The following is a 25732-nucleotide window of genomic DNA, read 5'->3' on the forward strand; positions in this document are numbered from 1 at the left end:
ACATGAGTTTCGATCTTCTCGTGATCGGTGACGCGAACCCCGACATCGTCGTCGGGCCCGTCGACCAGCCGATCCTCTTCGGCCAACGGGAACGCCTCGTTCCCCACGGCTCCCTCGTCCTCGGCGGCTCGGCCGCGATCATGGCCTGCGGCGCCGCGCGGCTCGGCCTCAACGTCGCGTTCGCGGGTCGCGTCGGCGACGATCCGGCCGGCGACTTCGTCCGTACGTCGCTGGCGGACCGGGGCGTGAACGTCGACGCGCTGGTCACTGATCCGGAGCTGCCGACACCCTTGACCACGATCCTCACCTCGGGGGACGATCGCGCGATCCTGACGTCAGCCGGATGTCTGGCCAGCACTGTGGCGGAGGATGTACCGCCGGAGCTCGTGCGGTCGGTGCGGCATGTGCATGCTGCCTCGTTCTACCTGATGCCGGGGCTTGCGAACGGCCTGGCGGGGATCTTCCAGGAGGCCAAGGCCGCCAAGGCCACCACGTCGCTGGATCCGAACGACGACCCGTCCGGCCGCTGGGATCGCGTGGTCCTCGATCCGATCCTCCGGGTCACCGACTACTTCCTGCCCAACGCGGCCGAGGCCCTCGCGCTCACAGGTCACCACTCGGTCGAGGACGCCGCCGGAATCCTGGCCCGCGCCGGGAGCCGCGGAGGGAGCCTCGGGGGGAGCCTGGTCGTCGTGAAGAACGGGCCGGAGGGTGCTCTGGCTCACAATGGGTCCAGGGTCATCACTGCGCCGGCGCTGAAGGTGGACGCGATCGACGCGGTCGGAGCGGGCGACAGCTTCGACGCAGGATGGGTGGCCGCGGTACTGAACGGATTCAAGCCGGACCGTGCGTTGGCGATCGCGACCGCCTGCGGTTCGCTCTCCACCCGCGGCGCCGGCGGGACCGCCGCACAACCTACCTGGGACGAGGCCCTCGGGAGTGTGACGCCATGACGACAATCGCTTTCGTGGGAGCCGGAAGCGTCGTGTTCACCCAAGGACTGTTGGCCGACCTGTTCGATCTCGATCTGGGACGGTTGGAGATCCGGCTGCACGACATCGATCCCGAGCGGCTGGCGACGGCGGCAGCGGCCGCGGCGTACCTCGCCCGCCACCACCACGTGACGCCGCGGATCACCACACACCTCGAGCGTCGCGCGGCGCTGGACGGCGCCGACTTCGTGATCAACATCGTGCAGGTCGGGATGAACGCGGCCACGCGGACCGACTTCGAGATCCCCGCCCGCTACGGGCTCCGCCAGACGATCGGCGACACCCTCGGCGTGGGCGGCGTGTTCCGCGCGCTCCGGACGTTCCCGGTCCTGCGGGCCCTCGCGAAGGACATCGCCGAGGTCTGCCCGGATGCGTGGCTGCTCAACTACACCAACCCGATGGTGATGAACGTCTGGTACCTCAAGGCGCTCGGCGTCCGCAACGTCGCCGGCCTCTGCCACTCGGTCTACTGGACGATGCACGGCCTGTCCGAGCTGGTCGGCGTACCGTACGACGACGTCACCTACCTGGCCGCCGGGGTCAACCACCAGTCGTGGGTACTGCGCTTCGAGCACGACAACGAGAACCTGTACGACCGGTTGGACGAGGCGATCGCGGCGGACCCGGAGCTGCTGCGGCGGGTCCGCGTCGACATGTACCGGCGGCTCGGGTTCTACCCGACGGAGACGAGTGAGCATTCGTCGGAGTACGTCCCGTGGTACCTCTCGCACGCGTCCGAGGTCGAACGGCTACGGCTGCCGATCGGGGCGTACCTGGACATCGTCGCGGACAACCTGGCCACCTACGAGCAGACCCGGAACGCCCTCAAGGCAGGCGATCCGGTGGAGGTCGAGCCGACGACGGAGTACGCCCCGCAGATCATCCACAGCATCGTCACCGGCACACCCCGCACCGTCTACGCCAACCTCCCGAACACCGGCCTGATCTCCAACCTGCAGTCCGGCGCAATCGTCGAGGTCCCTTGTCTGGTTGACGCTACGGGCATCCAGCCGACCGCGGTCGGCGCACTGCCGGCCCAGTGCGCCGCCCTCAACCGCTCGTACCTCAACGTGGCAGAACTCGCCGTACAGGCCGCGATCGACGAGGACCCGCGGGCGATCCGCCAGGCCGTGATGGTCGACCCCGCGACCGCGGCCGCGCTACCGGTGGAGCGGATCTGGGAGCTCTGCAACGACCTGGTGCTTGCTCACCGCAACTACTTGGACCCGTCGTTGAGGGCGGCCCTCAGATAGTCGCGGTACGTCGCGAAGCCGGCCACGACCTCGGCCGCGGTCGGCTGACCGGTGAGCGCGCCGACGCCCTGGCCCGCGTAGATCGACGTGCGGGCCGGGTCGGCGGCCTTCGTGCCCTCGACGTACTCGGCATGGCCGGCGTCGTCGGACTTCAGCTCCTGCTCACGCCCGGCCCAGGTGTCGAAGTACGCATTGCGGAGCGCGCGGCCGCCGAACTCGTCCGGCCAGCCCGCACGGGACGCGGCGTCGAACACCGTGCCGTAGACGGTGTCGGTCTCGTCGGCCTCGATGACCGCCCGCCGCACCGGCTCCTTCGTCTGCGCCTCCACGCAGGTGAGGAACGCCGTACCGATCCACCCGCCGACCGCCCCGGCCGCCAGGACGGCCGCCAGTCCGCGCGGCCCGGAGATCCCGCCGCCCGCGAGCACCGGGAGGTCCGTCAGGTCCAGGATCGCCTGCAGCAACGGCAGCGTCGCCACCGCGTTCCGTCCGTGGCCGCCCGCTTCGGCGCCCCGGACGACGATCGCGTCGACCCCGGCCCGCACCGCCTCCCGGGCGTCGGCGACCGTCCCGGCCTGCGTCGCGACCACGATCCCCGCGTCCTGCAGCCGGCCGACGTACGGCCGGTAGTCCCCGAAGCTCAGCGAGACCAGCGCCGGCTTCAGCTCCAGCACCGCCTCGAGATGCTCAGGGTGATCCGCCACCGACCAGGCCATCAACCCGATGCCGTACGGCGCCCCGCCCGCGGCCGCGATCGCGCCCTCGGTACGGATCCACTCGGCCGTGACCGCCGATCCCGCCCCGAGCATCCCCAGCCCACCCGCGGCCGAGATCGCCGCCGTGAGCTTCCCGCCACTCACATTCGCCATCGGCGCCCCCACCACCGGCACCGCCAGCCCGAACTTCTCCGTCAGCCACATACCCCCACCGCACCACACCGCAGCGCCCCGCCGCCATGGCAGGCGCCACACGCACGACAGCCGGCCCACAAATGCGGGCCGGCTGTCGGTGGTGCGGGTCAGAACTTGTAGGCGTCCGACTGCGGGTCGCCGTGGCAGCGCTTGTACTTCTTGCCGGAGCCGCACGGGCAGGCGGCGTTACGAGGCGTACCGGCGTACTCGAGCTGGCCGTCCTCGACGGCGTCCTGGTGCGTGGAGACCTCGTCGTCACCGTCGATGGTCGGAGCGGAGTACGTCAGCCGCTGCTGCCGGGGCTCGTTGGACAGGCCCTTGGCCCGCAGCTTCGGGGCCTGGCGCGGCGTGTCCTGCGGCCGCTCGCCGTCCTCGGTCCGGCCGTCGAACTCCGCGACCGGCGCGCCCGGGGTCAGGATGTCCTGGATCCGGCGTCCCTCGAGGCCTTCGGCCGGCTGCGCCTCCTCGGCGAGTGCCTGGGCCGCCTCGACGTTCACCTCGACGTTGAAGATGAAGCCGACCGACTCCTCCTTGATGGACTCCATCATCGCGGCGAACATGTCGTAGCCCTCGCGCTGGTACTCGACCAGCGGGTCGCGCTGCGCCATCGCCCGCAGGCCGATGCCCTCGCGCAGGTAGTCCATCTCGTACAGGTGCTCGCGCCACTTGCGGTCCAGCACGCTCAGCACGACCTGGCGCTCCAGCTCGCGCATCGCCTCCTCGCCGAGCGACTCCTCACGGCGCTCGTACGCCGCGTTCGCGTCCTCGAGGAACCGCTCGACCAGGAAGTCCTGGGTCAGGCCCGCCTTCTCGCCGCCGGCCTCCTCGATCAGCTGCTCCTCGGTGAGCTCGCTCTTGTAGAGCGTCCGCATCGCGGTGAACAGCGCGTCCAGGTCCCAGTCCTCGGCGAACCCGTCCGCGGTCGCGCCCTGCACGTACCCCGTGACGGTCTCCTCGAGCATGTCCTGCACCTGCTCGCGCAGGTCGGCGCCCTCGAGCACCCGGCGGCGCTCGTCGTACACGACGTGCCGCTGCCGGTTCATCACGTCGTCGTACTTGAGGATGTTCTTCCGGGTCTCGAAGTTCTGCGCCTCGACCTGGGACTGCGCGGACGCGATCGCCTTGGTGACGACCTTGTTCTCCAGCGGCTGGCTGTCGTCGTTGTTCCGCGACATCGCCCAGTCGACCATCTCGCGCTTGAACAGCCGCATCAGGTCGTCCTCCAGCGACAGGTAGAACCGGGACAGGCCCGGGTCGCCCTGACGGCCGGACCGGCCGCGGAGCTGGTTGTCGATGCGGCGCGACTCGTGCCGCTCGGTGCCGAGCACGTAGAGGCCGCCGAGTCCGCGGACCTCCTCCTGCTCCGCCTTGACCTGCTTCTCGAACTGCTCGAGGACGGCCGGGTACTCCGCCTCGTACTCCTCCGGGAACTCGGCCGGGTCGATGCCGCGGGCGCGCAGCTCCTTGTCGGCGAGGAACTCCGGGTTGCCGCCGAGGATGATGTCGGTACCACGGCCGGCCATGTTGGTCGCCACCGTGACCGCGCCCTTGCGGCCGGCCTCGGCGACGATCGCCGCCTCCCGCTCGTGCTGCTTCGCGTTCAGCACCTCGTGCTTGACGTTCTCCTTGAGCAGCATCCGCGACAGCCGCTCCGACTTCTCCACCGACGTCGTACCGACCAGGATCGGCTGCCCGGTCGCGTGCACCTCGACGATGTCCTTGACCACCGCCTCGAACTTGGCGTCCTCGGTGCGGAAGATCAGGTCCCGCTCGTCGGCGCGGACCATCGGCTTGTTGGTCGGGATCGGGACGACGCCGAGCTTGTAGATCTTGGAGAACTCGTTCGCCTCGGTCATCGCCGTACCGGTCATGCCGGCGAGCTTGTCGTAGAGGCGGAAGAAGTTCTGCAGCGTGATCGTCGCGAGGGTCTGGTACTCCTCCTTGATCTCGACGCCTTCCTTGGCCTCGATCGCCTGGTGCAGACCCTCGTTGTAGCGGCGGCCGTGCAGCGTCCGGCCGGTGTGCTCGTCGACGATCAGGACCTCTTCCTGTCCGCCGCCCCCGACCACCACGTAGTCCTTGTCCCGGTGGAACAGGTCCTTGGCCTTCAGCGCGTTGTTCAGGTAGCTGATCAGCGGGGTGTTGGCCGACTCGTACAGGTTGTCGATGCCGAGCCGGTCCTCGACCTTCTCGATGCCGCGCTCGAGGATCGCGACCGTGCGCTTCTTCTCGTCGACGTCGTAGTCGGCGACCCGGCGCTTGGTGTCGTCGATCTCGGCGTCGGTGATCCGCGGGTTCTTCCGCTTCAGCTCCGCCTCGTCGGCCAGCGTCCAGGGCTTCAGCGAGTTCGCGATCCGGGCCATCTCGACGTACCAGCGCTTGGAGTCCTCGGCGGGGCCGGAGATGATCAGCGGGGTCCGCGCCTCGTCGACCAGGATCGAGTCCACCTCGTCCACGATCGCGTAGTTGTGCTCGCGCTGGACGCAGTCCTCGATGGTCTGCGCCATGTTGTCGCGCAGGTAGTCGAAGCCGAACTCGTTGTTCGTGCCGTAGGTGATGTCCTTGGCGTAGGCGATCCGGCGCTCGCCCGGCGTCATCTCGGGCAGGATCACGCCGTAGTCGAGGCCGAGGAAGTGGTACACCCGGCCCATCCACTCGGCCTGGTACTTGGCCAGGTAGTCGTTCACCGTGACCACGTGCACGCCCTTGCCGGACAACGCGTTCAGGTACGTCGGCAGCGTGCCGACCAGGGTCTTGCCCTCACCGGTCTTCATCTCGGCGATGTTGCCCATGTGCAGCGCCGCGCCGCCCATGATCTGGACGTCGTAGTGCCGCTGGTGCAGCGTCCGCTGGGCCGCCTCCCGGACCACCGCGAAGGCCTCCGGGAGCAGCGCGTCCAGGGACTCCCCGTTCTCGTGGCGCTGCTTGAACTCCGCGGTCTGGCCGCGCAGCTCCTCGTCGGACATCGTCTTGAAGTCGTCCTCGATCGAGTTGACCATCTTCGCGATGCCCTGCAGCTGGCGGAGGATCTTGCCCTCGCCGATCCGCAGAACCTTGTCGACAACCTTCATGGTGGGGAGTTCTCTCCTTGCTGCTGAAGCCTGGGGACGGCCGAACGCCGACAGGGCACGACCGACCCTCCCGGTGGGCGTGCGTCCCCCATCGTACGGGGCCGGGTGTGCCAAGCCACGCCCGCAGCGTGCCTCGAGCCCTACTCGACCCACGCGTGAGCCTGCCCGAAAGTTCCCGCCAGCTGCTCAGGAACCCCGCAGAGCGTCACTGAGTGCTGGCGACAGGTCACCGCCGCCCGCCACCCGGACCTGGTCCAGCCCGAGCCAGCCGGCCAGCTGGACGAGCTCGGAGGCCAGCTCGTCGGCGGTCTCCACCGGCGCCTTCGGCTCCGCGTGCGCCGCCTGGACGAGCAGGACGCCGGCGGCGCGGTCGGCCTTCAGGTCCACGCGGGCGACCAGCCGGTCCCCGAGCAGGAAGGGCAGCACGTAGTACCCGTGGACGCGCTTCTCCGCCGGGACGTAGATCTCGATGCGGTACCGGAAGTCGAAGAGGACCTCGGTCCGGGTCCGCTCGAAGACCAGTGAGTCGAACGGGCTGACCAGGGCCCGGGCGTTCACCCGACGCGGCAGGCGGGTGTCGCGGTGCAGGTACGCCGGGCGCTTCCACCCCTCGACCCGGACCGGAAGCAGCTCGCCCTCGGCGACCAGCTCGGAGATCGCCTGCAGGGTCGGCTCCGGCGCCGTCCGGAAGTAGTCCCGCAGGCATTGCGCGGTCGCGACGCCGTGCGCCCGGGCGGCGATCGACACCAGCCCGCGGTGCGCCTCGTCCGGCGACGGCGTCGGCGTGTCGACGACCGCGCGGGGCAGCACCCGTTCCGGTACGTCGTACAGCCGCTCGAACTGCTGGTTGCGCCGGGCGACCGTGATCTCGCCCGCGAAGAACAGGAACTCCAGGGCGCGCTTCACGTCGGACCAGTTCCAGCCCCAGTTGTCCCGGGACCGCTCGACGTCGTCGTCGATCTCGCGGGCGGTCAGGGGGCCGTGGTTCCGGACGTCGGCGAGCACCTGCTCGAGCAGCTCCGGCCGCTCCTTCGCGATCGACCGCGGGCCGCCCCACGCCTCGGTCGTCGCGCGCGCCATCCGCCAGCGCAGCAGCGGGTGCGTCTCGACCGGGACCAGGGACGCCTCGTGCGCCCAGTACTCCACCAGGCGACGCGGGGCCTTCCCGGCGGCGCGGTCCAGGAGGTCGCGCGGGTAGGGACCGAGCCGCGAGTACAGCGGGAGGTACTGCGTCCGGCTCAGGACGTTGACCGAGTCGATCTGGATCAGCCCGATCCGCCCCAGCACCCTGGTCAGCGCCCGTGCGTCGGGAACCCCCTTCGGCCGCGGGTCCAGGAACCCCTGCGCCGCCAGCGCCACCCGCCGCGCCTGAGCCGTCGACAGAGCTTGAGTAGTCACGCGCCGAATTCTGCCCGGTGCCACCGACAGTCCGTGGGCATAACTCCTGAGTTACCGAAAGTGGGAGGTGCGCTACGGACTGTGTTCGGGGAGGCTGCCAGGGAGGCCGTCCGCCCGTGCGGCCCCTATCACCCTGGAGTGAGGCATGACAGGAAAGAAGCATGTGGTCCGCGCTGCCCTGGCAGCCGGCGTACTGACCGCGGCGTCCCTCGGTGCGGTGGCCGTCGCCGGCTCCGCGTCGGCCGCGCAGTCGCCCGACGGACCCAAGACCCGGATCGTCGGCGGCACCATCGCCCATACCGCCGACACGCCCTGGGCGATCCAGCTGTCGAACAGCGGCTCGCCCGACCCGACCGGTGAGTGGTGCGGCTCGACGCTGGTGAAGGCGAACAAGATCGTCACCGCCGCGCACTGCGCCCAGGAGGCCGCGTCCACCTACACCGCGATCCAGGGCCGCGACGACCTGACCGACACCTCGGTCGGCAAGGAGTCCAAGATCAGCAGCATCTGGGTCGACCCGGAGTATGGCAAGTCGCCCGGCCACGACGTCGCCGTGATGACACTGGCGACGCCGTTCGAGGGCGTCGAGACGCTGGCCCTGGAGACCGACAAGGCCGCGGACGCCGCCGGCGCGGCGTCGATCGTGTACGGCTGGGGCGAGACCGAGGGCACCGGCCCGGCCAACACCTTCCAGAAGGTCGACGTACCGGTGCTGGGCGACGCGTACTGCGAGCAGGCGTACGCGAACGAGGGCTACACCGCCGACGGCGAGATCTGCGCCGGGTACGAGGACGGCGGCAAGGACTCCTGCCAGGGCGACTCCGGCGGCCCGCTGGTGCTGAACGGCCGGCTGTTCGGTGTCGTCTCGTGGGGCGTCGGCTGCGCGGACGCCGGCAACCCGGGCGTGTACGCCGAGGTCGCGACGTACGCCGCGGCGCTGCAGCAGCAGATCGACAACTGAGGCCGGCTGAAACCAACTGAGACCGGCTGAGACCGGAGCCAGCGGAAGGGCCGGGCGGTGGTCGCCCGGCCCTTTCTGGTGTGCTCCTCCCGAGGTCCTAGACGGCCAGCCGGATCACGCCGTAGTCGTAACCGCGACGGCGGTAGACGACGCTGGGCTGGTTCTCGTCGGCGTCCACGAACAGGTAGAAGTCGTGCCCGACCAGTTCGAGCTCGTAGAGCGCCTGGTCCAGGGTCATCGGCTTGGCGGTGTGGGTCTTCTCGCGCATCACCAGCGGACCGTCGCCGGTAACCGTGAGGGATCCGTACTTGTGCGTCGCCACCTCTTCCTCGGCGACTGGTTCCTCCACTACGGGTGCGTTGCCGTTGAGCGGCTGCTTCGCGTTCACGTGTCGCAGGCCTTCCGGCGTCCGCTCACCCCGGTGCACACGGCGCCGGTCGGCCGCCTTGCGGACCTGGGACCGGAGCCGGTCCAGGCAGACGTCGAACGCTGCCTGCTTGGTCTCCCCGCACGCCTCTGCGCGGACGACCGGACCCTTGGTGTACATGGTGAGCTCGACACGCATCGCCCGATCGTGCTGTCGCGGGTTCTTCTCCTGGCTGACTTCCACCTCGCACCGCAGTACCCGATGATCGACCTTCTCGATTCGCTCGAGTTTTTCCTCGACGTACTGCCGGAAGCGGTCACTGACCTCGCAGTGATGACCCTTGACAACGACGTCCACGGAAACCTCCATCGATCGGCGACTTCTTTTACGTGTTCGGACCCCCGTACTCGTCGTGACGGTGCCCGAAACGAAAACACCCGCTGTCGAACCCGTCGGACCCGGTGGCGAGGAATCCGGCTGATCCGGTCCTCCACCACTCCACTGCCCGACAAGCCCTAGCGGGTGTCATAAGCCAACGCTAGTCGGCTTCGGCGAAAACCGGTAGAGAAGTTCTCATGAACCAGACGTCCCGTGTCGCGCGGTGGCGGCCAGCACGGCGCAGCCGAGGACCCGGATCCCGCCCGATTCCAAGGCACGGCACGCCTCGCTGAGCGTGGAACCGGTGGTGATCACGTCGTCGACCAGCACGACCGGTTGATCGATCAGCGTTTCAGCCCAGCGCGAACGCAGCCCGAAAACCCCGTCCAGATTGGCCGTACGGCGTTCCGCGGACAGCCCGGCCTGGTCGTCGGGACGCCGGACGACCCGCAACGCGCCGACCGCACGCGCGTCGATTCCCTGCCTGCACAGGGATCTGACGGCGGCCTTCGTCACGCGCCGGAGCGGGTCGTGCCCGCGCTGCCGGACCGTTGCCCGCGGCGACGGCACCGGGCACAGCCAGGCGGCGCGCCGGTCCCCGAGAGCCGTCCGTACGACGTCCGCCAGCAACCGGCCGAGCGGCCCGGCAAGGGCGTACCGCGCCTGCTCCTTGTGAGCCAGGACCAGGTTGCGGAGCTCACCGGCGTACGGCGCGGCGGCGGTTGTCGGCGCGAGACCGGCCGGTCGCGGGTCGGGCCAATGACGGAACGGAGTCAGTTCGGTCAGTAGCCGACGGCAACGACCACAGAGAGTGACGCCGGGCCGCTGGCACCCCGCACATCGCCCGCCCAGCACCAGATCGGCGAACGCGTCCCGGAGCAGCACCCCACCACGATCCCCGTCGCGCCACACCCGTCACAACCTGGTCCCCGCGCCCTGTGGACAACCTCGCGTACGCCGGGTCAGCCAGGGTAGGTCGGGATGATGACGGACTGGTTGTTGTCGGCGTCCATGGAGACCCAGAGCAGGTCCTTGCTGAGCCAATGGATGTGGCCGTCGTCGTCCTGGATCACTGGGAGGGTGTCCTTGTTCGGGTTCGAGGCGACGCGAACGGGGGTGAAGTCAGGCGTCGAGCCGGGCAGCAACTGCAGGCTGGACCCGTCGGTGTTGACCAGCCACACCTGGCGGCCCGAGGTGCCGGACCCGATCACGATGATGCCCTGCTTGTTCCAGGCCGCGTCGGTGATGTTGGTGAGCGCCAGCCGCAGCGGCCGGAACGCTCCGAGGACCAGATCCTTGCCGCCGGTCTCGGTCTGGATCGTGGCGGTCTGCACGTAGTTCTGCGTGGTGCCCTTCTGCCGCATCACCAGCAGCGCCCGGACCCCGTCCGGTGCCATCCGCAGCGCCACCGGGGTGTCGCCGTTGAAGTCGGTCTGGACCGTTCTGATCGGCCCGTCGTGGTCGCGGACCCGGAGACGCGGCTTGTCGCTGTCGGCCTTGTCCAGGAACCACAGGTTGTCCTGGCGGTCGAAACTCGGCGGCAGGGTCTTGCCGTCGACCTCGATCGGCGTCGCCTTGGCGTCCTTGTCCGTCGGCTCCAGCGGTCCGTAGAGGACCCTGTCCCCGTCGGCGGTGACGATCGCGCCGGCGTCGCCGGTCAGGGTGACGGCGAAGGACTGCGCCTTGTGCTCCGCCAGCGGGCCGGCGTTCAGCGGCTGCGGGGCGATGTCGGACGCGCCGTCCAGACCGACGATCCGCTGCGGCGCCTCCTTCAGCAGCCCGTACAGCCTGGTCACCGACCCGCCCGGCACCTGCGGGTCGTACTGGCTGAAGTTCGCGAACGGCAGCACGTCCGGCTCGTCCGGCAGCAGCGGCGCGCCGCCGACGGTGATCTTGGCGCGCAGGTTGAGCTGGTTGAGCGTCCAGACGATCTGGGCCGCCAGCAGCCGGCGTTCCTGGTCGCGGAGCGATCCGGCGGTGTCGTTCAGTGCGACGGTGGCCACGCCGAGGTCGACCGGGACGGACACCTGTACCTCGGTGCCGGGCGGCGCGATCGACACGACACCGTTGCCGAGCCTGCCGGTCGGGCCCTTCAGCAGCTCCTGAATCAGCTGGGTGGCGGCCTGGCCGGACGGGAGGTTCTGCGGCAGGTAGACGGGGTCGGGGACCAGCAGCTCCCGCGACTGGTTGAAGAAGTACAGGTCCCGGGGAGCGAGCTTCAGGTCCACCTGGTTGCTGCCCAGGTACGCCCCCGGCGGGGCCGAGTCGACGCGGAGCTGGTTGTCGACCTTCTTCAGCTTGAAGAAGAAGTCGGCCCTGGCCTTCTCGGGCGCCGGGATCCATTCGCCACGCTCGCCGATGGTGGCGATCTTCCGGGCGGTCAGCTGGATCCCGTCACCCTTGCGGGTGAGCGACTCGGGACGCTGGTCGTACACCACGGTCTGCGACTCCGGCTTCCAGTCCCCCGCGGCTTGCGGCGTCATGTACTGCCGTGCGACGTCGTACGCCTGGGAGTCCGACATCGCCTCCAGGAAGCCGCTGACGATGGCCATGGCGTCGACGTTCGGCCGTGGCGGCTTCGCCTCGACGCCGACTCCGCCCAGGTCCGGTGCCGACCCCTGCCGGTCGCCGTACCGGATGGCGCCCTTGGTCGGGACGGCCGCGCAGCCCGCGAGCATCGCCACGGACACCAGGACCACGAGGAGTCTGCGCCTCACTGCTCCTCACCGCCGCTCCGGCCGGAAACCGTGCTGTTCAGTTTCTGGTACGGCGCGCCGACGTCGACCAGCTCCGTGACGACCCGGCTCGCGTCCGCGGGACGGGCCGGCAGCGGCGAACCTGTGAGCGTCACGTCCGGCCGTCGCGGCAGCGTCAGCCGGAAGTAGGCGCCGTCACCGGGTGAGCCCCACGCGTCCAGCCGGCCGCCGTGCAGCCGGGCGTCCTCGAGCGCGATCGACAGGCCGAGACCGGTGCCCCCGGTGGTCCGGGCCCGGGCCGGGTCGGCCCGCCAGAACCGGCTGAACACCATCTCCGCCTCCTCGGGCCGGAACCCGATCCCGTGGTCGCGGACCGCCACCGCCGCGGCGTCGTCGTCGTACGCCGTGCTGATCCGGATCGGCAGGCCCTCGCTGTGCTCGATCGCGTTGCCGATCAGGTTGCGCAGGATCCGCTCGATCCGGCGGGAGTCCACCTTGGCCCGGCACGGCGCGGGCATGTCGAGCTCGACCGGGCAGCCCTTGCGCTCCAGCAGGGTCTCGTGGCTCTCCAGCACGCGGTTGACGATGTCGCGCAGGTCCACGTCCTCCAGGTCGAGGGCGGCCGCTCCGGCGTCGAACCTGCTGATCTCCAGCAAGTCGGCGAGCAGCTCCTCGAACCGGTTGAGCTCGTTCTGCAGCAGCTCCACGGAGCGGCGGCTCATCGGGTCGAACTGGTCGCGGCTCTCGTGCAGCAGGTCGGCGGCCATCCGCACCGTGGTCAGCGGCGTCCGCAGCTCGTGCGACACGTCCGACACGAAGCGGCGCTGCAGCCGGGACAGCTCCTCCAGCCGGCGGATCTGGCGCTGCAGATTGGACGCCATCTTGTTGAACGACACGGCCAGCCGGGCCAGGTCGTCGGTACCGCGGACCTGCATCCGCTCCTCGAGCTTGCCGGCCGCCAGCCGCTCGGCGATCCGCCTGGCCATCCGCACCGGGGTGACGACCTGCCGGGTGACCAGCCAGGCCACGGCGCCGAGCAGGACGATCAGCAACAGCCCTGCGGTCACCAGCGCGCGCTGTACGACGTCCAGCGTCTCCTGCTGCGCCGTGAGCGGGAAGAGGAAGTAGATTGCGTACCGGTCGCCGGTGGAGTCGATCCGGAGCTGCGAACCGATCACCAGCCCCGGGACACTTGGGCTGTCCCGGTAGTTGATCTGCGTGTAGGTGTCCCACAGCTTGGTGGGGTCGCTCACCACCGAGGAGGCCAGCGGCTGCGGGATCGAGTCGCTGTCGACCAGTCCGGTGTAGCGGATCGCGTTGGACGCCGCCTGGTCGGTCGGCACCAGCAGGACGTCGTACAGGCCCGGGCGGTTGGTGCCGAGGACCAGCTTGGACAGCTCCTGGTTGATGGTGTTGGGGGTGGCGGCGTCGATGGTGACGGACAGCTGCTGGAGCTGCGCCCGCACCTCGGCCTGCGCGCTGGTACGGCGGGATTCCAGGACACCGTCGGTGACCTGGCTCATCATCACCCAGCCGACCAGGATCAGGACGAGCGTCGACATCAGCAGGGTCCCGGTGACGATCCGGGCCTGGATGGAGCGCCGCCAGGCGTCCGGCCAGTGCTTCGGGTGCGTACGCCACAGCGGCGGCGGCTGGGCAGACCAGTCCGCCGCGGCGGCGGTCAGCTCCAGCTCCGTCCCGCGGGACTTGGCCACCTCCTGCTCAGGCGGGGCCGTCTGCCCCGACTGCGGCCCGGTGCCCTGCCCCGGCTCGATCACCGGATCGGGCGCCTGGTCATCGGAGGCAGTCTGCGACTCTTGGCCGCGTCCGTACTCGATCAGTCCGCACCAGCCTTGTATCCGACACCGCGGACCGTCACCACGATCTCGGGGTGCTCAGGGTCCTTCTCGATCTTGGAGCGGAGCCGCTGGACGTGCACGTTCACCAGCCGGGTGTCGGCAGCGTGCCGGTACCCCCAGACCTGCTCCAGCAGCACCTCGCGGGTGAACACCTGCCAGGGCTTCGACGCCAGGCAGACCAGCAGGTCGAACTCCAGCGGCGTCAGCTGGATCGTCTCGCCGGCCCGCTTCACCGAGTGGCCGGCGACGTCGATGGTGAGGTCGCCGATGGTCAGCGACTCCGGACCGGGCTCGTCCATCCGGCGCAGCCGGGCCCGAATCCGGGCCACCAGCTCCTTCGGCTTGAACGGCTTGACCACATAGTCGTCGGCACCCGACTCCAGCCCGAGCACCACGTCCACCGTGTCGCTCTTGGCGGTCAGCATCACGATCGGCACGCCGGACTCGGCCCGGATCGCCCGGCAGACGTCGATGCCGTCCATCCCGGGCAGCATCAGGTCGAGCAGCAGCAGGTCGGGCTTGAACTCCCGGAACGCCGGTACCGCTTTGTCACCGGTCGCACACAGATAGGTGTCATAGCCCTCGTTGCGCAGCACGATGCTGAGCATCTCCGACAACGCGGTGTCGTCGTCGACGATGAGGATGCGGCCCCGCATCGTCCGGTTACCGTCTGCCACGCCCAAGCTCCTTGCCGTCCGGTCCCAACCGATCCTGACCGATCCTGGCGGATCGGTGTGCGCCCGGCGGGTGCCAGGCCGTACGCACTACGGATAGTGTCCCATTCCCCCGGCAGTGCACACGCCGGATCGCCGTGTGACCCCGAGTTGGGCTGTGATCATGGTGCACGGCCGGGGTTCACCACAACTCACGGACCAGCGGGTACGACGGTTCAGGCGGAGAGGAGGCTGCAGTGCGCGATCAGGATATGACGTTGCACGACGACGTCGCGGCCGAGCCGCTGCGGCCGTGGCTGCCCGCGGACCTGCTCGACAACGCGGCCCGGACGATCGCGGACAACAAGACGATCATGCTGGGCCTGCCGGTGCTGGCCGGGATCGCGCTGGTCGCGGTGCAGGCCGTGCTGACCGAGATCGCCGTACCAGGTGGTCTCGGTGGGTTCTTCGGCGCGGACGACCCGTTCGGTCAGGCCGGTGCGGCCTTGTTGCTGACGTACGGCGTACAGGTCGTGCTGTTCTCCGTGGTGTCGAGCATGCTGGCCGGAATCATCGCTCTGGCCGCTGTACGGACTCAGCTGGCGCACCGGGCCGGGCCGCGCGAGTTGATGCGGCTGGTACGACCTGCGCTGCCCGCACTCGCTGCCGTCGGTCTGATGCAGTCCCTGTCGTTCATGCTGCTCATCGGCGGCTGGGGGCTCGCAGTGCTCGGTATCGGCGCCGGGACGGACGCTGCGGTCTCGTCCGACGCCGCCGGCGCCGCCGCGCTCGTGATGATGCTGGTGGGCGGCGTACTCGTGCTGATCTTCGGTATCCGGCTCGTGCTCGCCGGGACTGTCGTACTGATGGAGGGCCGGCATGCGCCGGACATCGGGCTGTACATCCCTGTGCGCGTGGGGGTGTGGGGCGCGCTGCGGCGGTCGTGGCAGCTGGTGAAGGGCAAGTTCTGGCGGGTGTTCGGGATCCTGCTGTTCGGCGGGCTGGTGGTGAACATCATCGGGTACGCGCTGCAGTTCGGGGCGAGCGCGCTGTTGATCACGGTCAGCGGCTGGGCCGGTTCCGACGACAGCACCGCGGCCACGGTCGTGACGATCGTGCTCGGCGTGGCGGTGGCGGTCGCGACCCTGATGACGCTGATCGCGAGCCTGGCCTTCATGTCCGCCGTACAGGCCCTCATTTACCTCGACCTCCGGGTACGGCGAGAAGGTCTCGACCTGTGGATGCGGCCCGCGCTGTGGTCCGGTGAGGGCGCGTGATCCTCTTCCCGCTGGAGCCGCCGGTCGACATCGACCGGGACCAGGCCGCTCAGGAGGCCGCCAAGGAGCTGTCCAAGTCGACGTACCGGGACTCCGGCTCGCTGATCGAGCGGGCCTTCGGCGAGGTCATGGAGTGGATCGGGGACCTGCTGGACAGTCTCACCGGATCCTCACCGAACGGCCACGCCGGTCTGGCCATGCTGATCGGTTTGCTGGTGCTGATCATGGTTGTGGTGCTCTGGCGCGCCGGTGTGTTGCGTACCAGTCACAAGACGAAGTCACAGGCCGTCTTCGACACTGCACGGCCGCAGAGCGCAGCGGAGTACCGTGCACTGGCCGAGCGGGAGGCGGCGTCCGGTGACTTCGCATTGGCGATCCGCAGTCGCTTCCGCGCGTGCGTGGCCGAGCTGACCGAACGGACCGTGCTGGACGAGCGCCCTGGACGGACGGCGTACGAGGTGGTCGCTGACGCGTCCCAGGCAGCACCAGTACTGCGTGACGTGCTGCAGCCCGCCGCGCTGGTGTTCACGGAGGTTGTCTACGGCAACCGTCCGGGAACGCCGCAGCGGTACGCCGCCGTGGTGGCTGCTGACGACGCTGCGAGGACTGCTCGGGTGACCGTATGAGTACGTCGGTCGGGCGGAGCGTTGGTGAGAGCTGGCGGGCGCTCCGGACGCCCCTGCTGGTCACAGGTCTCATCGTGCTCGCTGCGATCGGCGTCCTGATCGCTACGTCTGCCCGGACGTCAGGACCTTTCAGCCCCGACTCCACCGACTCTGACGGGGCACGTGCCCTGGCTGCGTTGCTGGAGGACCACAACGTCTCGGTGCACAGCACGGAGTCGCTGGACGACGCCGTACAGCCAGGTGACGGCAAGGCCCTCATCATCGGGCCGTCTGGTTCGCTCGACGAGTCCGACTGGCGCAGGATCGCCGATGCGCGGTGGAGCCACGTCATCCTGATTCGTCCGAGCAGCCGGGCGCTGGAGGCCCTGGCGCCGGGCGTGCGACCGACAGGTGAGTCGCTGGCGTCCCGCAGTCGTGAGGCACGCTGCGACCTTCCGGCCGCGGTCAAGGCGGGGACGGTCACCGTCGGCGGGCGGACGTACTCCGCTCCGGACAGCGCAACTACCTGCTACGGAGACGGCATCAACAACACCCTGGTGAGGCTGGAGGTCGACGGGCGGGTCGTCGACGTCGTCGGCACGCCGGCCTCGTTCACCAACGACCAACTCGCTGAAGACGGCAATGCGGCGCTGGCCCTCAACCTGATCGGCACGCACCAGGACCTGACCTGGTACCTGCCGCAGTACGAGTCGACATACAACGGGCCTGGTGAGGACGACGGTCCGCCGCTGATCCCACCGGACGTCCGCTACATCGCCTGGGCGGTGGCGTTCGCAGTACTGGTCGTAGCGATCTGGCGGGGCCGCCGGCTCGGACCTGTCGTCGCGGAGCGGTTGCCGGTGATCGTGCACGCTGCCGAGACCACTGAAGGCAGGGCGCGGCTCTACCGCCGCTCGCGGGCCCGCGACCGAGCTGCGGCGGCGCTGCGCGAGTCGGCGCTCGGCCAGCTCCACAAGGCGCACGGCATCCCCCGGCGGGCGGATCCGTCGGCTGTGGTCGCTACGGTCGCCGCACGGACCGGCCGCGACCCAGCCATGCTGTACGAGCTGCTCTACGGTCTGCCGCCACTCACCGACGCCGCACTGATGTCCTTGTCCCAGGAACTCGACGTACTGACGCAGGAGGTACGACACCCGTGACGACTACCGAGGTCACCGCGGAGCAGGCCCGACAGGCGCTGGTCGCGCTACGGACCGAGATCGGCAAGGCGGTGGTCGGCCAGGACACCGCGGTGACCGCACTGGTGCTCGCCCTGCTCTGTCGCGGCCACGTCCTGCTGGAGGGCGTCCCCGGTACGGCGAAGACGCTGATGGTGCGGGCGTTGTCGACAGCGATGCGGCTGGACACCAAGCGGGTGCAGTTCACCCCGGACCTGATGCCTGGCGATGTCACCGGGTCGCTGGTGTACGACGCGAAGACGAGTGAGTTCGAGTTCCGACCGGGACCTGTGTTCACCAACATCCTGCTGGCGGACGAGATCAACAGGACGCCGCCGAAGACACAGGCGGCGTTGCTGGAGGCCATGGAGGAGCGGCAGGTCACCGTGGACGGTGAGCCGCGGAAGCTCCCGGTGCCGTTCGTGGTGGCGGCCACACAGAACCCTGTGGAGTACGAGGGCACGTATCCGCTGCCCGAGGCGCAGCTGGACCGCTTCCTGCTCAAGGTGACACTGGACATCCCGCCGCGGGACGCGGAGATCGCCGTACTGGCCCGGCACGCACAAGGCTTCGATCCACGAGACCTGGCCGCGGCCGGTCTGCGACCGGTGGCCGGCCCGGAGGACCTGACGGCTGGACAGAACGCAGTACGACGGGTTGCGGTCCGGGAGGACGTGCTGGCGTACGTCGTGGACCTGTGTCGCGCCACCCGCCAGTCGCCCTCGCTACAGCTGGGTGTGTCGCCGCGTGGAGCCACTGCACTGCTGGCGGTGTCGCGGGCGTGGGCGTGGCTGTCGGGCCGTGATTACGTCATTCCGGACGACGTGAAGGCGATGGCGCGTCCTTGCCTCCGGCATCGCGTCCAGGTGCGCCCCGAGGCGGAGCTCGAGGGTGTCAGCGCTGACGCAGTACTGGAGAGCGTCCTGGCGACCGTTCCGGTGCCACGCTGATGCTGGCCTTCCTCCAGGTGGTGCGCTGCTCATGGTCCTGACTGGCCGGGCCGGCATCTTGGCCGCTGCTGGGGTTGTCTTTGTCGCCCTGGTGATGCCGTCGTGGGCCGGGGTCGGCGTGGTGGTCGCCGTGGTGCTGGTCGTGTGTGTCGTGGACATGCTGCTGGCCGGGTCGCCGCGCCGGCTGCAGTTCAGTCGTGAAGGCGACAACGCCGTACGGCTGGGTGAGCCGGCTGCGGTGAACCTCCTGGTGACCAACCCGGGTCGTCGCGTGCGCGGGTTGCTGCGGGACGCGTGGCCGCCGTCGGCCGGCGTACTGGATCCGCCGCACAAGCTGGACCTGCCGTCGGGTGAGCGGCGCCGGCTGACCACGCACCTCCTGCCTACGCGACGCGGTGATCGGCACGCTGTCCGGGTGACTGTGCGGTCGATCGGGCCGCTGGGGTTCGCGGGCCGGCAGGGGTCGCACCAAGTCCCTTGGACGGTCCGGGCGCTGCCGCCGTTCAAGAGCCGCAAGCATCTGCCGTCGCGGCTGGCACGGTTGCGGGAGTTGGACGGGCGTACGGCGTTGCTGGTGCGCGGGCAGGGCACGGAGTTCGACTCGCTGCGGGACTACGTGCCTGGGGACGACGTACGCAGCATCGACTGGCGGGCGACGGCGCGACGCGGGAACGTCGTACTGCGCACGTGGCGGCCTGAGCGGGATCGGCAGGTCGCCATCGTGATCGACTCGGGGCGGCTGTCCGCGGGTCGCGTCGGGGACGCCCCACGGCTGGACCACGCGATGGATGCGGCGCTGCTGCTCGCCGCTCTCGCCACGCGGGCGGGTGACCGGGTCTCCTTGCTGGCTTGCGATTCCGCGGTGCGGGCCGACGTACGGCGTCCCGCGCCGGAAGACGTTCTACCGTCGTTCGTGAACGCGCTGGCGAACGTCGAGGCCGAACTCGTCCAGACCGACTTCCGCATCGTCGTCTCACAGGTCCTGGAACGCCTGGGCCAACGCTCGCTGATCGTGCTCCTCACCGGCCTGGACCCCGCCGCGATCGAGGAGTCCCTGCTCCCCGTCATCGGCCCGCTGCTGCGGCGTCACGTCGTACTGCTGGCCTCCGTCGCCGACCCGCGGCTCATCGAACTCGAGTCCTCCCGCGCGGACCTCACCGAGGTCTACAACGCCGCCTCCGCGGCCCGCACCCGCCTCGACCGAGAACGGCTCACCGCCACCCTCACCCGAGCGGGCGTCACCGTGATCGACGAGCCCCCCGACCACATCGCCCCCGCCCTGGCCGACACCTACCTCGCCCTGAAGAAGGCCGGCCGCCTCTAGCTAGACAAGCGCCGCCTCGAACACCTCACGATTCGCCACCACGAACGCGTGCTCCCGCCAGGACCACGCGATCCGCTCCGCCGCCTCCGCACACGGCCGCCGCGACCAGAACTCCACATTCACCACCAGCCGCGCCAGGACGGCCGCGACCAGCTCGGCACGTCGGGAGGTGAGGCCGTAGGCGTCGGCCAGCACTCGGACCTGGTGGGCCTGTCGAGCCGCAGACGACCTCGCGACCGGCGGACAGGTGGCTGTCGCGCGTGGCGTCATGGAAGGCGCGGAGGACGGCGCCGGCCGCTGCGATCTGTTGGTCGGTCCAACGCTGATATCTGGCAGGGACCCAGCCTTCGAGAAACGTGAGGATGTCGCGGCCGGTCTCGTCCTGACCGAGGTACTGCGGGGCCGCCGTGAAACCGTGTTCCGCCAGGAGTTTCAGGAGGTCCGCGGTGAAGGCGGACCGGTCCGAGCCGGGGCGGCGTACCGTGTCACCGACCCGCACGACCCCGGGCGTCAGGCGGCCTCCGGTGAGTGGTTGCTCGGTCACGCCATCGTCGGGCGAGCCTGAGCGAACGTCCACTGATGACCCTCCAGGTCTTCGGCTTCGTAGCAGCGGTACCCGTGCTGGTGGATGTCCGAGAGGATCTTCGCGCCGTTCTCCTGGCTGTGCGCGAAATGCGCGTCGAGATCGTCGACGTACACCCAGACGCTGTGGTCCAGCTGCGCGGTGCGTTGCTCCGTGAGCTTGAAGAGCAGGATCGCGCGGGTGCCGACCTGCAGCTCGATCCAGGACGGGTCCGTGCCCTCGGCCGGGATCTTGTCCCACGAGTCCAGGCCGAAGACCGTGTGCAGCCACCGCCCCGCGGCGGCGGGATCCTCGTAGTACAAGGCGATCGCGAGCCGGTCCAGCTCGCGCGGTGTCCGGGACGCGTGATCGCGCCGTTCGACCCAGGCCTGGAGCCAGTGGATGACGTTCGGCCAGAAGTAGAAGGCCTTCTCGCCACCGGGGACGAGCGACTGTACGACGGTCACGCGGGTGCCGCCGTCGCATGCCTCGAAATTTATGCGGGTCTCGGTGTCGTCGACCGAACTGCGATAGGCGAACAGCGCGCCCGGCGTCCAGTCGGTGACCCTGCCGAGCTCGAGGACCTCGTCGGGCGGTGAGTACACCTCGAGGATGCGGCCGCCGACGCCGGGCTCGATCTGCATGGCGGTGGCGCGGGCGGCGTCGAAGAAGTTGATCGGGCCGCGCACCCACCACAGGTCGATCTCCTCGGTGAACACCCGGAACGCGGTCGCCGGGTCGACCGCCACCTCGACGGAGGTGGTCGCGGACGGTTCAGTCATCGGACGCCCCTTTCTGTTCGACATGCCGTTTGAAGGCGCCCAGCTGGTCGCGCCAGTGCGCCTGCACCTGGTCGAGCCAGGCCTGGACGGCGACCACCGGTTCGGGATTGAGGCGGAACACGCGGACCCGCGCGTCGTCCGGTACCCGCTCGTCGGCGACCAGTCCCGCCTCGAGCAGGATCCGCAGGTGCCGGCTCATCGCGGGCGACGACGCCCCGGTCGCCGCGGCCAGCTGACCAGCCCGCCGCGGCCCTTCCCCCAGCAGCTGTACGACCTGCCGCCGCGTCGGATCAGCCAGGACTTCGAAGAAGCGGTCGACCTGATCTTGCGCCATACCGCAATAGTTCTACTACTTGTTAACTATTGTCAACCAGTGGAAGAACCTGTCGGCTGGTTGGATAGGCGGCATGAGTGAGAGAGATGTCGAGAAGGACTACACGGTCGCCGACTTCGCCGCCAAGCTGCGGCGACTGGCGGACGCGCTGGAGTCGGGCAAGCCGTTCCGGATCCAGATCGCCGGTGAGCGGTTCACGGTGCCGAAGAACGCACGGATCAGCGTCGAGCACGAGCGCGGCGAGGACGAGGAAGAGGTCGAGTTCCAGCTGAAATGGGCGCTCGCCGACGCCGCTCAGGAGCCGGAGGACGACACCGCGGTCTGATCCACACCGGCCATGTGGCACGCCACCTGGGGGGACGCGCCGGCCGGGAGGATCGGCAGGGGTTGCGTGCTGCAGGCCGGTGCGCCGTTGCCCTGGGCCACCAGTTGGCAGCGGGGGTGGAAGCGGCAGCCGGTGGGGATGCGGGTGGGGTCCGGCGGCTCGCCGGTGAGAACGATCCGCTGCGGGGACTCGGGAAGGACCGAGAGCAGCGCCTGCGTGTAGGGGTGCTGCGGGTCGGTCAGCACGTCCTCGGTCGGGCCGGACTCGACGATCCGGCCGAGGTACATGACCGCGACCCGGTCGGCGATGTTCCAGGCCAGGCCGAGGTCGTGGGTGACGACGAGCGCGGACAGGCCGAGGTCGTCGCGCAGCCGGAGCAGCAGCGACAGGATCTCGCCGCGGACCGACGCGTCGAGGGACGCGACCGGCTCGTCGGCGATCAGGACCTTGGGGTCGAGTGCGAGCGCACCGGCGATCACGACCCGCTGCCGCTGTCCGCCGGACAGCTGATGCGGAAAACGGTGGAAGAAACGTTCCGGCGGCCGCAGACCGGCACGGGACAGTGCCGAGGCCACCAGCGCCTCCTCGTCCACCGGCGCGGCCGCAACCTCCGACCCCGCCACAGCCGCGGTGTTCCTGCTGGGGAGACGGTGGATGCGCGGACCTTCGGCGACTGCTTCGTACACCGTTTGCCGTGGGTTCAGGGAACCCATCGGATCCTGCAGGACGAGTTGGACCTGCCGGCGGAACGCCTTCAGCGCCCGGCCGGTGTAGCTCAGCGGCGTCCCGTCGTACGTGATCCGGCCGGAGGTCGGCCGCTCGAGACCGAGCAACGTCCGGGCGAGCGTGGTCTTCCCGCAGCCGGACTCACCCACCAGCGCGACGATCTCACCGGCGCCGACGGACAGGTTGACCCCGTCGACGGCCCGTGCCCGCCGGCCACCGCGCCCGGCGAACTCGACGGACAAGTCAGTTGCCTCTAGCAAGAGTCACTCCCCTACCAAGACACAGGCGGCAGCCCGGTCACCGGACACCCGCAGCGGTACGTCGGTACTCGCACACGACTCGAGCGCGACCGGACACCGCGGATGGAACGCACACCCACCGGGCAGCTCCTGCGGATCCGGCGGATCACCGGCGAGCCCCCGCGGAGCGAGTCGCGACGCCGGATCGCCGACGGTCGGGAACGCGGCAGCCAGCGCCTGGCTGTACGGATGCCGGAACTTCCCCGCGGAGGGCCCGACCTCCACCAGGCGACCGGCGTACATGACCGCCAGCCGGTCGCACATGTCCGCGAGCACCGACAGGTCGTGCGAGATCATCAGCAACGAGATCCCGTGGTCCGCGATCAGCTGCCGGATCAGCGTCAGCACCTGCGCCTGCACCATCAGGTCGAGCGCGGTCGTCGGTTCGTCCGCGATGATCAGCTGCGGCGAGCACGCCAGCGCCATCGCGATCATCACGCGCTGCCGCTGGCCACCGCTCAGCTCGTGCGGGTAACTGCGCGCCCGCCACGCCGGCAGGCCGACCTGCTCCAGCAACTCCCGCACGCGCGCCTCGGCCGCGGCGCCGGACGCCAGCCTGTGCACCAGCAGCGGCTCGGCGATCTGGTCGCCGATCCGCCGTACCGGATTCAACCCGTGCTGCGCGCCCTGGAAAACGATTGACGCCGACGACCACCGCACGGCCCGCAGCCGGCCCCATTTCATCGTCAGTACGTCCTCGCCGTCCAGCAACACCCGGCCACCAACCACGGCGGACCGTGGCAGCAGACGGAGCAGTGCGAGCGCGACCGAGGACTTCCCCGACCCGGACTCGCCCGCCAGCCCGAGAGCCTCACCAGCTGCCAGCTCCAGGGACACTCCGCGTACGGCGGGAACGTCGTCCGCTGCCCTGCCGGCGCGCGTGTCGCCGATCCGATACGTGACGGACAGCTCTTCGAGTGTCAGCATCAGACCGCCCGCGTCCGCAGCCGGGGATTGAGCACAGTCTCCAAAGCCCTTCCACACAAGGTGAAAGCCATCACCACGATGACGATGCACAGACCGGGCACGAGGATGTACCACCACGCCCCGGCGGTCGCCGCGCCCCAGTCGTACGATCCGCGCAGCATGGTCCCCCACGAGGTCTTGTTCGCGCTGACGCCCAGGAACGCCAGCGTCGACTCGGTGACGATCGCGCTCGCGACCTCGAGCGTCGTACTTGCCAGCAGCAACGGGGCGACGTTCGGCAGCACATGGCGGGTGGTGATGTGCCAGTGCCCGGCCCCGAGCGCCAGCGACCGTTCGATGTACGGGCGGGCCTCGACGGCGAGCGTCTGCGCCCGGATCAGTCGCGCCGTCGACGGCCACGAGGTGACGCCGATCGCGACGACGATGGTCGCCGTCGACCCACCCAGGATCGCCGCCAGCACGAGCGCCGTCACCAGCGACGGCAGCACCAGGAACCAGTCGGTCACCCGCAGGATCACCGCGCCGACCCAGCCCCGGAAATGCCCGGCCGCGATCCCGAGCACGGTCCCGATCACCATGCTCAGCAACGCCGCGAGGAAACCGATCAGCAGCGACGTCCGCGAACCCCACCAGATCATCAGCAGCACCGACCGCCCCGACTCGTCGGTGCCGAGCGGATCGTCGAGGCTCGGCGGCGCCATTTTCTCCCCGGTTCCGGACACCACGTTCGTCACGCCGGAATCGATGAACAGCGGCGCGATCAACGCCAGCACGACGGCCACCGCGAGAATCACCAGCCCGGCGACTCCGGCCCGGTGGGTGCGGAAATCCGCCCAGAAACGAGCGGCGGAACGCCGGCGCCGGACCCAGGAAACAGTGCTCATGCCGACCTCACCCGTGGATCCAGCACGTGGTACACCACGTCGGCCAACGTGTTCATCACGATCACGGAAACCGTGATCAGCAGGAACGTTCCCTGCATCAACGTGAAGTCCGGCACCCGGATCGCCTCGTAGAACAGCTGCCCGAGCCCCGGCCAGCTGAAGATCGCCTCGACCGTCACGGCACCGCCGACCACGAACCCGATTCGCATGAACACCAGCGTCACGGTCGGCAGCAGCGCGTTCGGAACGGCGTGTTTCCGCCGTACGTCGTCATCGCGCAGACCCTTCGCCCGCGCGGTCGTGACGTAGTCCTGACCGACCTCGTCGATCACCGACGACCGCATCACCAGCAGGTACTGCGCGTACACGACGGCGACCAGCGTGAGGCACGGCAGCACCATGTGCTGCCCGACGTCCAGCACGCCCGCCAACCCGTCCGGCTTGTCGACGCTCGAGGAGCCGCGGGTCGGGAAAATCCCCGGAATCGGTCCGATTCCGGCCGCGAACACCATCAGCAGCAACAACCCCAGCCAGAACGTCGGCACGGACCACAGCACCAGCGAGATCGCCGTCGACACCTTGTCGAACCGGCTTCCAGGTTTCCAGCCGGCCCGGGCGCCCTGCCAGAGACCGAGGCTCACGGCCAGCACCAGCGCCGTACCGGTGAGCAGCAGCGTCGACCCGATCCGCTCGCCGATCAGATCGAGGACGGGCCGCTTGTACTCGTACGACACCCCGAGGTCGAACTGCAGTGTCTGCTTGACGAAGCGCACGAACTGTTCCGGGATCGACTTGTCCAGCCCGAGCCGCGCGCGTTCCAGGTCCAGCTGCTCGGGCGTCATGTTCCGGCCCTGCGCCAACGCGCGGACCGGATCACCCGGCAGCATCCGGAACAGGAAGAACGTCGCGACGATCACCATCGCGATGCTGAGCAGGGCACCGCCCGCCTTGGTCGCGGCGTACCGCAACAAACCATGGCGGGCAGGCGCCTGCTCCAGCTCGTCTAGAGCCGCGGTCATG

General features: G+C 69.6%; 25 protein-coding genes. 10 read left to right on the forward strand and 15 right to left on the reverse strand.

Features of this window, described 5'->3' with window-relative positions; all coding sequences use genetic code 11:
- Nucleotides 1–2: 2 nt before the first annotated feature.
- Both BJY22_RS38775 and melA read left to right on the forward strand, forming a co-directional pair.
- Nucleotides 3–953 (forward strand): carbohydrate kinase family protein, encoded by a 951-nt coding sequence (locus BJY22_RS38775; RefSeq protein ID WP_167216990.1) that lies wholly within the window; start codon nt 3–5, stop codon nt 951–953.
- Nucleotides 950–2245: an alpha-galactosidase gene (gene melA / locus BJY22_RS38780; protein WP_167216992.1), complete on the forward strand. Its 1296-nt coding sequence runs from the start codon at nt 950–952 to the stop codon at nt 2243–2245. Before BJY22_RS38775 ends, melA begins: the two co-directional genes overlap by 4 nt.
- Here the strand turns inward: melA and BJY22_RS38785 are convergent.
- From BJY22_RS38785 to BJY22_RS38795, 3 genes are all read right to left on the reverse strand, one after another.
- Nucleotides 2209–3165: an NAD(P)H-dependent flavin oxidoreductase gene (locus tag BJY22_RS38785; protein WP_167216994.1), complete on the reverse strand. Its 957-nt coding sequence runs from the start codon at nt 3163–3165 to the stop codon at nt 2209–2211. The two genes, melA and BJY22_RS38785, sit on opposite strands and share 37 nt — an antisense overlap.
- A 98-nt stretch (nt 3166–3263) precedes the next feature.
- Nucleotides 3264–6227: a preprotein translocase subunit SecA gene (secA, locus tag BJY22_RS38790; protein ID WP_167216996.1), complete on the reverse strand. Its 2964-nt coding sequence runs from the start codon at nt 6225–6227 to the stop codon at nt 3264–3266.
- Nucleotides 6228–6413: 186 nt separating this feature from the next.
- A complete protein-coding gene (locus BJY22_RS38795; RefSeq protein ID WP_337759794.1) occupies nt 6414–7625 on the reverse strand; it encodes a winged helix-turn-helix domain-containing protein in 1212 nt (403 codons plus the stop codon).
- Nucleotides 7626–7770: 145 nt separating this feature from the next.
- Here BJY22_RS38795 and BJY22_RS38800 point away from each other — a divergent pair, with 145 nt between their 5' ends.
- Nucleotides 7771–8586, forward strand: a complete 816-nt coding sequence (locus tag BJY22_RS38800; protein WP_167216998.1) for a S1 family peptidase — start codon at nt 7771–7773, stop codon at nt 8584–8586.
- A 97-nt stretch (nt 8587–8683) separates the two neighbouring features.
- Here BJY22_RS38800 and hpf read toward each other — a convergent pair whose 3' ends face one another.
- The 5 genes from hpf to mtrA form a co-directional block, all read right to left on the reverse strand.
- Complete coding sequence (gene hpf, locus BJY22_RS38805; RefSeq protein ID WP_337759795.1) at nt 8684–9310, reverse strand: ribosome hibernation-promoting factor, HPF/YfiA family; 627 nt, start codon at nt 9308–9310, stop codon at nt 8684–8686.
- A gap of 216 nt (nt 9311–9526) precedes the next feature.
- Nucleotides 9527–10243, reverse strand: coding sequence for a ComF family protein (locus BJY22_RS38810; RefSeq protein ID WP_337759796.1), 717 nt, complete (start codon nt 10241–10243; stop codon nt 9527–9529).
- A 50-nt stretch (nt 10244–10293) separates the two neighbouring features.
- Nucleotides 10294–12048, reverse strand: a complete 1755-nt coding sequence (locus BJY22_RS38815) for an LpqB family beta-propeller domain-containing protein (protein WP_167217002.1) — start codon at nt 12046–12048, stop codon at nt 10294–10296.
- A complete protein-coding gene (mtrB, locus tag BJY22_RS38820) occupies nt 12045–13805 on the reverse strand; it encodes an MtrAB system histidine kinase MtrB (RefSeq protein WP_337759797.1) in 1761 nt (586 codons plus the stop codon). The genes BJY22_RS38815 and mtrB overlap by 4 nt, the downstream gene beginning before the upstream one ends.
- 59 nt (nt 13806–13864) lie before the next feature.
- Nucleotides 13865–14542, reverse strand: a complete 678-nt coding sequence (gene mtrA / locus BJY22_RS38825) for an MtrAB system response regulator MtrA (protein ID WP_141859693.1) — start codon at nt 14540–14542, stop codon at nt 13865–13867.
- Nucleotides 14543–14796: 254 nt separating this feature from the next.
- Here mtrA and BJY22_RS38830 point away from each other — a divergent pair, with 254 nt between their 5' ends.
- Genes BJY22_RS38830 through BJY22_RS38850 form a run of 5 tightly spaced genes read left to right on the forward strand, consistent with a single transcriptional unit; the run spans nt 14797 to nt 19873 of the window.
- Nucleotides 14797–15816, forward strand: a complete 1020-nt coding sequence (locus BJY22_RS38830) for a hypothetical protein (RefSeq protein ID WP_337759798.1) — start codon at nt 14797–14799, stop codon at nt 15814–15816.
- The gene (locus tag BJY22_RS38835; RefSeq protein WP_337759799.1) at nt 15813–16442 is read left to right on the forward strand and encodes a DUF4129 domain-containing protein; all 630 of its coding nucleotides are present in this window, start codon (nt 15813–15815) and stop codon (nt 16440–16442) included. Before BJY22_RS38830 ends, BJY22_RS38835 begins: the two co-directional genes overlap by 4 nt.
- Nucleotides 16439–17581, forward strand: a complete 1143-nt coding sequence (locus BJY22_RS38840; RefSeq protein ID WP_167217004.1) for a DUF4350 domain-containing protein — start codon at nt 16439–16441, stop codon at nt 17579–17581. Before BJY22_RS38835 ends, BJY22_RS38840 begins: the two co-directional genes overlap by 4 nt.
- Nucleotides 17578–18549 carry an AAA family ATPase gene (locus tag BJY22_RS38845; RefSeq protein WP_167217006.1) on the forward strand — a complete coding sequence of 324 codons (972 nt, stop codon included), beginning with the start codon at nt 17578–17580 and terminating at the stop codon, nt 18547–18549. Before BJY22_RS38840 ends, BJY22_RS38845 begins: the two co-directional genes overlap by 4 nt.
- A 31-nt stretch (nt 18550–18580) precedes the next feature.
- On the forward strand, nt 18581–19873 hold the full coding sequence (locus tag BJY22_RS38850) for a DUF58 domain-containing protein (protein ID WP_167217008.1): 1293 nt from the start codon (nt 18581–18583) through the stop codon (nt 19871–19873).
- Here the strand turns inward: BJY22_RS38850 and BJY22_RS41280 are convergent, their stop codons facing one another.
- Nucleotides 19874–20068 (reverse strand): hypothetical protein, encoded by a 195-nt coding sequence (locus tag BJY22_RS41280; RefSeq protein ID WP_202891459.1) that lies wholly within the window; start codon nt 20066–20068, stop codon nt 19874–19876. It lies immediately after the preceding gene.
- Between the two features lie 52 nt (nt 20069–20120).
- On the opposite strand from BJY22_RS41280, the gene BJY22_RS41285 reads away from it, so the two are divergent.
- Nucleotides 20121–20438 (forward strand): hypothetical protein, encoded by a 318-nt coding sequence (locus BJY22_RS41285; RefSeq protein ID WP_202891460.1) that lies wholly within the window; start codon nt 20121–20123, stop codon nt 20436–20438.
- Here the strand turns inward: BJY22_RS41285 and BJY22_RS38860 are convergent.
- Both BJY22_RS38860 and BJY22_RS38865 read right to left on the reverse strand, forming a co-directional pair.
- Nucleotides 20414–21217 (reverse strand): VOC family protein, encoded by an 804-nt coding sequence (locus tag BJY22_RS38860; protein ID WP_167217010.1) that lies wholly within the window; start codon nt 21215–21217, stop codon nt 20414–20416. The two genes, BJY22_RS41285 and BJY22_RS38860, sit on opposite strands and share 25 nt — an antisense overlap.
- On the reverse strand, nt 21210–21551 hold the full coding sequence (locus tag BJY22_RS38865; RefSeq protein WP_167217012.1) for an ArsR/SmtB family transcription factor: 342 nt from the start codon (nt 21549–21551) through the stop codon (nt 21210–21212). The genes BJY22_RS38860 and BJY22_RS38865 overlap by 8 nt, the downstream gene beginning before the upstream one ends.
- A 73-nt stretch (nt 21552–21624) precedes the next feature.
- Between BJY22_RS38865 and BJY22_RS38870 the strand changes: the two genes are divergently transcribed.
- On the forward strand, nt 21625–21876 hold the full coding sequence (locus BJY22_RS38870) for an amphi-Trp domain-containing protein (RefSeq protein WP_167217014.1): 252 nt from the start codon (nt 21625–21627) through the stop codon (nt 21874–21876).
- On the opposite strand, the gene BJY22_RS38875 is transcribed toward BJY22_RS38870, so the two are convergent.
- From BJY22_RS38875 to BJY22_RS38890, 4 genes are read right to left on the reverse strand one after another with little or no spacing between them, the layout of a single operon-like run.
- Nucleotides 21846–22862, reverse strand: coding sequence for an ABC transporter ATP-binding protein (locus tag BJY22_RS38875; protein ID WP_167217016.1), 1017 nt, complete (start codon nt 22860–22862; stop codon nt 21846–21848). The genes BJY22_RS38870 and BJY22_RS38875 overlap by 31 nt on opposite strands.
- A gap of 3 nt (nt 22863–22865) precedes the next feature.
- A complete protein-coding gene (locus tag BJY22_RS38880) occupies nt 22866–23828 on the reverse strand; it encodes an ABC transporter ATP-binding protein (RefSeq protein ID WP_167217018.1) in 963 nt (320 codons plus the stop codon).
- Nucleotides 23828–24712, reverse strand: coding sequence for an ABC transporter permease (locus BJY22_RS38885; RefSeq protein ID WP_167217020.1), 885 nt, complete (start codon nt 24710–24712; stop codon nt 23828–23830). Before BJY22_RS38885 ends, BJY22_RS38880 begins: the two co-directional genes overlap by 1 nt.
- Entirely contained in the window at nt 24709–25731 is a 1023-nt protein-coding gene (locus BJY22_RS38890) for an ABC transporter permease (RefSeq protein WP_167217022.1), read from the reverse strand. Before BJY22_RS38890 ends, BJY22_RS38885 begins: the two co-directional genes overlap by 4 nt.
- Nucleotide 25732: the final 1 nt, after the last annotated feature.

It is taken from the genome of Kribbella shirazensis (genome assembly GCF_011761605.1).
GTDB lineage: Bacteria > Actinomycetota > Actinomycetes > Propionibacteriales > Kribbellaceae > Kribbella > Kribbella shirazensis.

Bases quoted from the DNA above. Each gene is read 5' to 3' on its own strand.
- BJY22_RS38775 (WP_167216990.1), top strand. From the start codon at position 3: ATGAGTTTCGATCTTCTCGTGATCGGTGACGCGAACCCCGACATCGTC.
- melA (WP_167216992.1), top strand. From the start codon at position 950: ATGACGACAATCGCTTTCGTGGGAGCCGGAAGCGTCGTGTTCACCCAA.
- BJY22_RS38785 (WP_167216994.1), bottom strand. From the start codon at position 3,165: ATGTGGCTGACGGAGAAGTTCGGGCTGGCGGTGCCGGTGGTGGGGGCG.
- secA (WP_167216996.1), bottom strand. From the start codon at position 6,227: ATGAAGGTTGTCGACAAGGTTCTGCGGATCGGCGAGGGCAAGATCCTC.
- BJY22_RS38800 (WP_167216998.1), top strand. From the start codon at position 7,771: ATGACAGGAAAGAAGCATGTGGTCCGCGCTGCCCTGGCAGCCGGCGTA.
- mtrA (WP_141859693.1), bottom strand. From the start codon at position 14,542: ATGCGGGGCCGCATCCTCATCGTCGACGACGACACCGCGTTGTCGGAG.
- BJY22_RS38840 (WP_167217004.1), top strand. From the start codon at position 16,439: ATGAGTACGTCGGTCGGGCGGAGCGTTGGTGAGAGCTGGCGGGCGCTC.
- BJY22_RS38850 (WP_167217008.1), top strand. From the start codon at position 18,581: ATGGTCCTGACTGGCCGGGCCGGCATCTTGGCCGCTGCTGGGGTTGTC.
- BJY22_RS38860 (WP_167217010.1), bottom strand. From the start codon at position 21,217: ATGACTGAACCGTCCGCGACCACCTCCGTCGAGGTGGCGGTCGACCCG.
- BJY22_RS38865 (WP_167217012.1), bottom strand. From the start codon at position 21,551: ATGGCGCAAGATCAGGTCGACCGCTTCTTCGAAGTCCTGGCTGATCCG.
- BJY22_RS38870 (WP_167217014.1), top strand. From the start codon at position 21,625: ATGAGTGAGAGAGATGTCGAGAAGGACTACACGGTCGCCGACTTCGCC.
- BJY22_RS38880 (WP_167217018.1), bottom strand. From the start codon at position 23,828: ATGCTGACACTCGAAGAGCTGTCCGTCACGTATCGGATCGGCGACACG.
- BJY22_RS38885 (WP_167217020.1), bottom strand. From the start codon at position 24,712: ATGAGCACTGTTTCCTGGGTCCGGCGCCGGCGTTCCGCCGCTCGTTTC.
- BJY22_RS38890 (WP_167217022.1), bottom strand. From the start codon at position 25,731: ATGACCGCGGCTCTAGACGAGCTGGAGCAGGCGCCTGCCCGCCATGGT.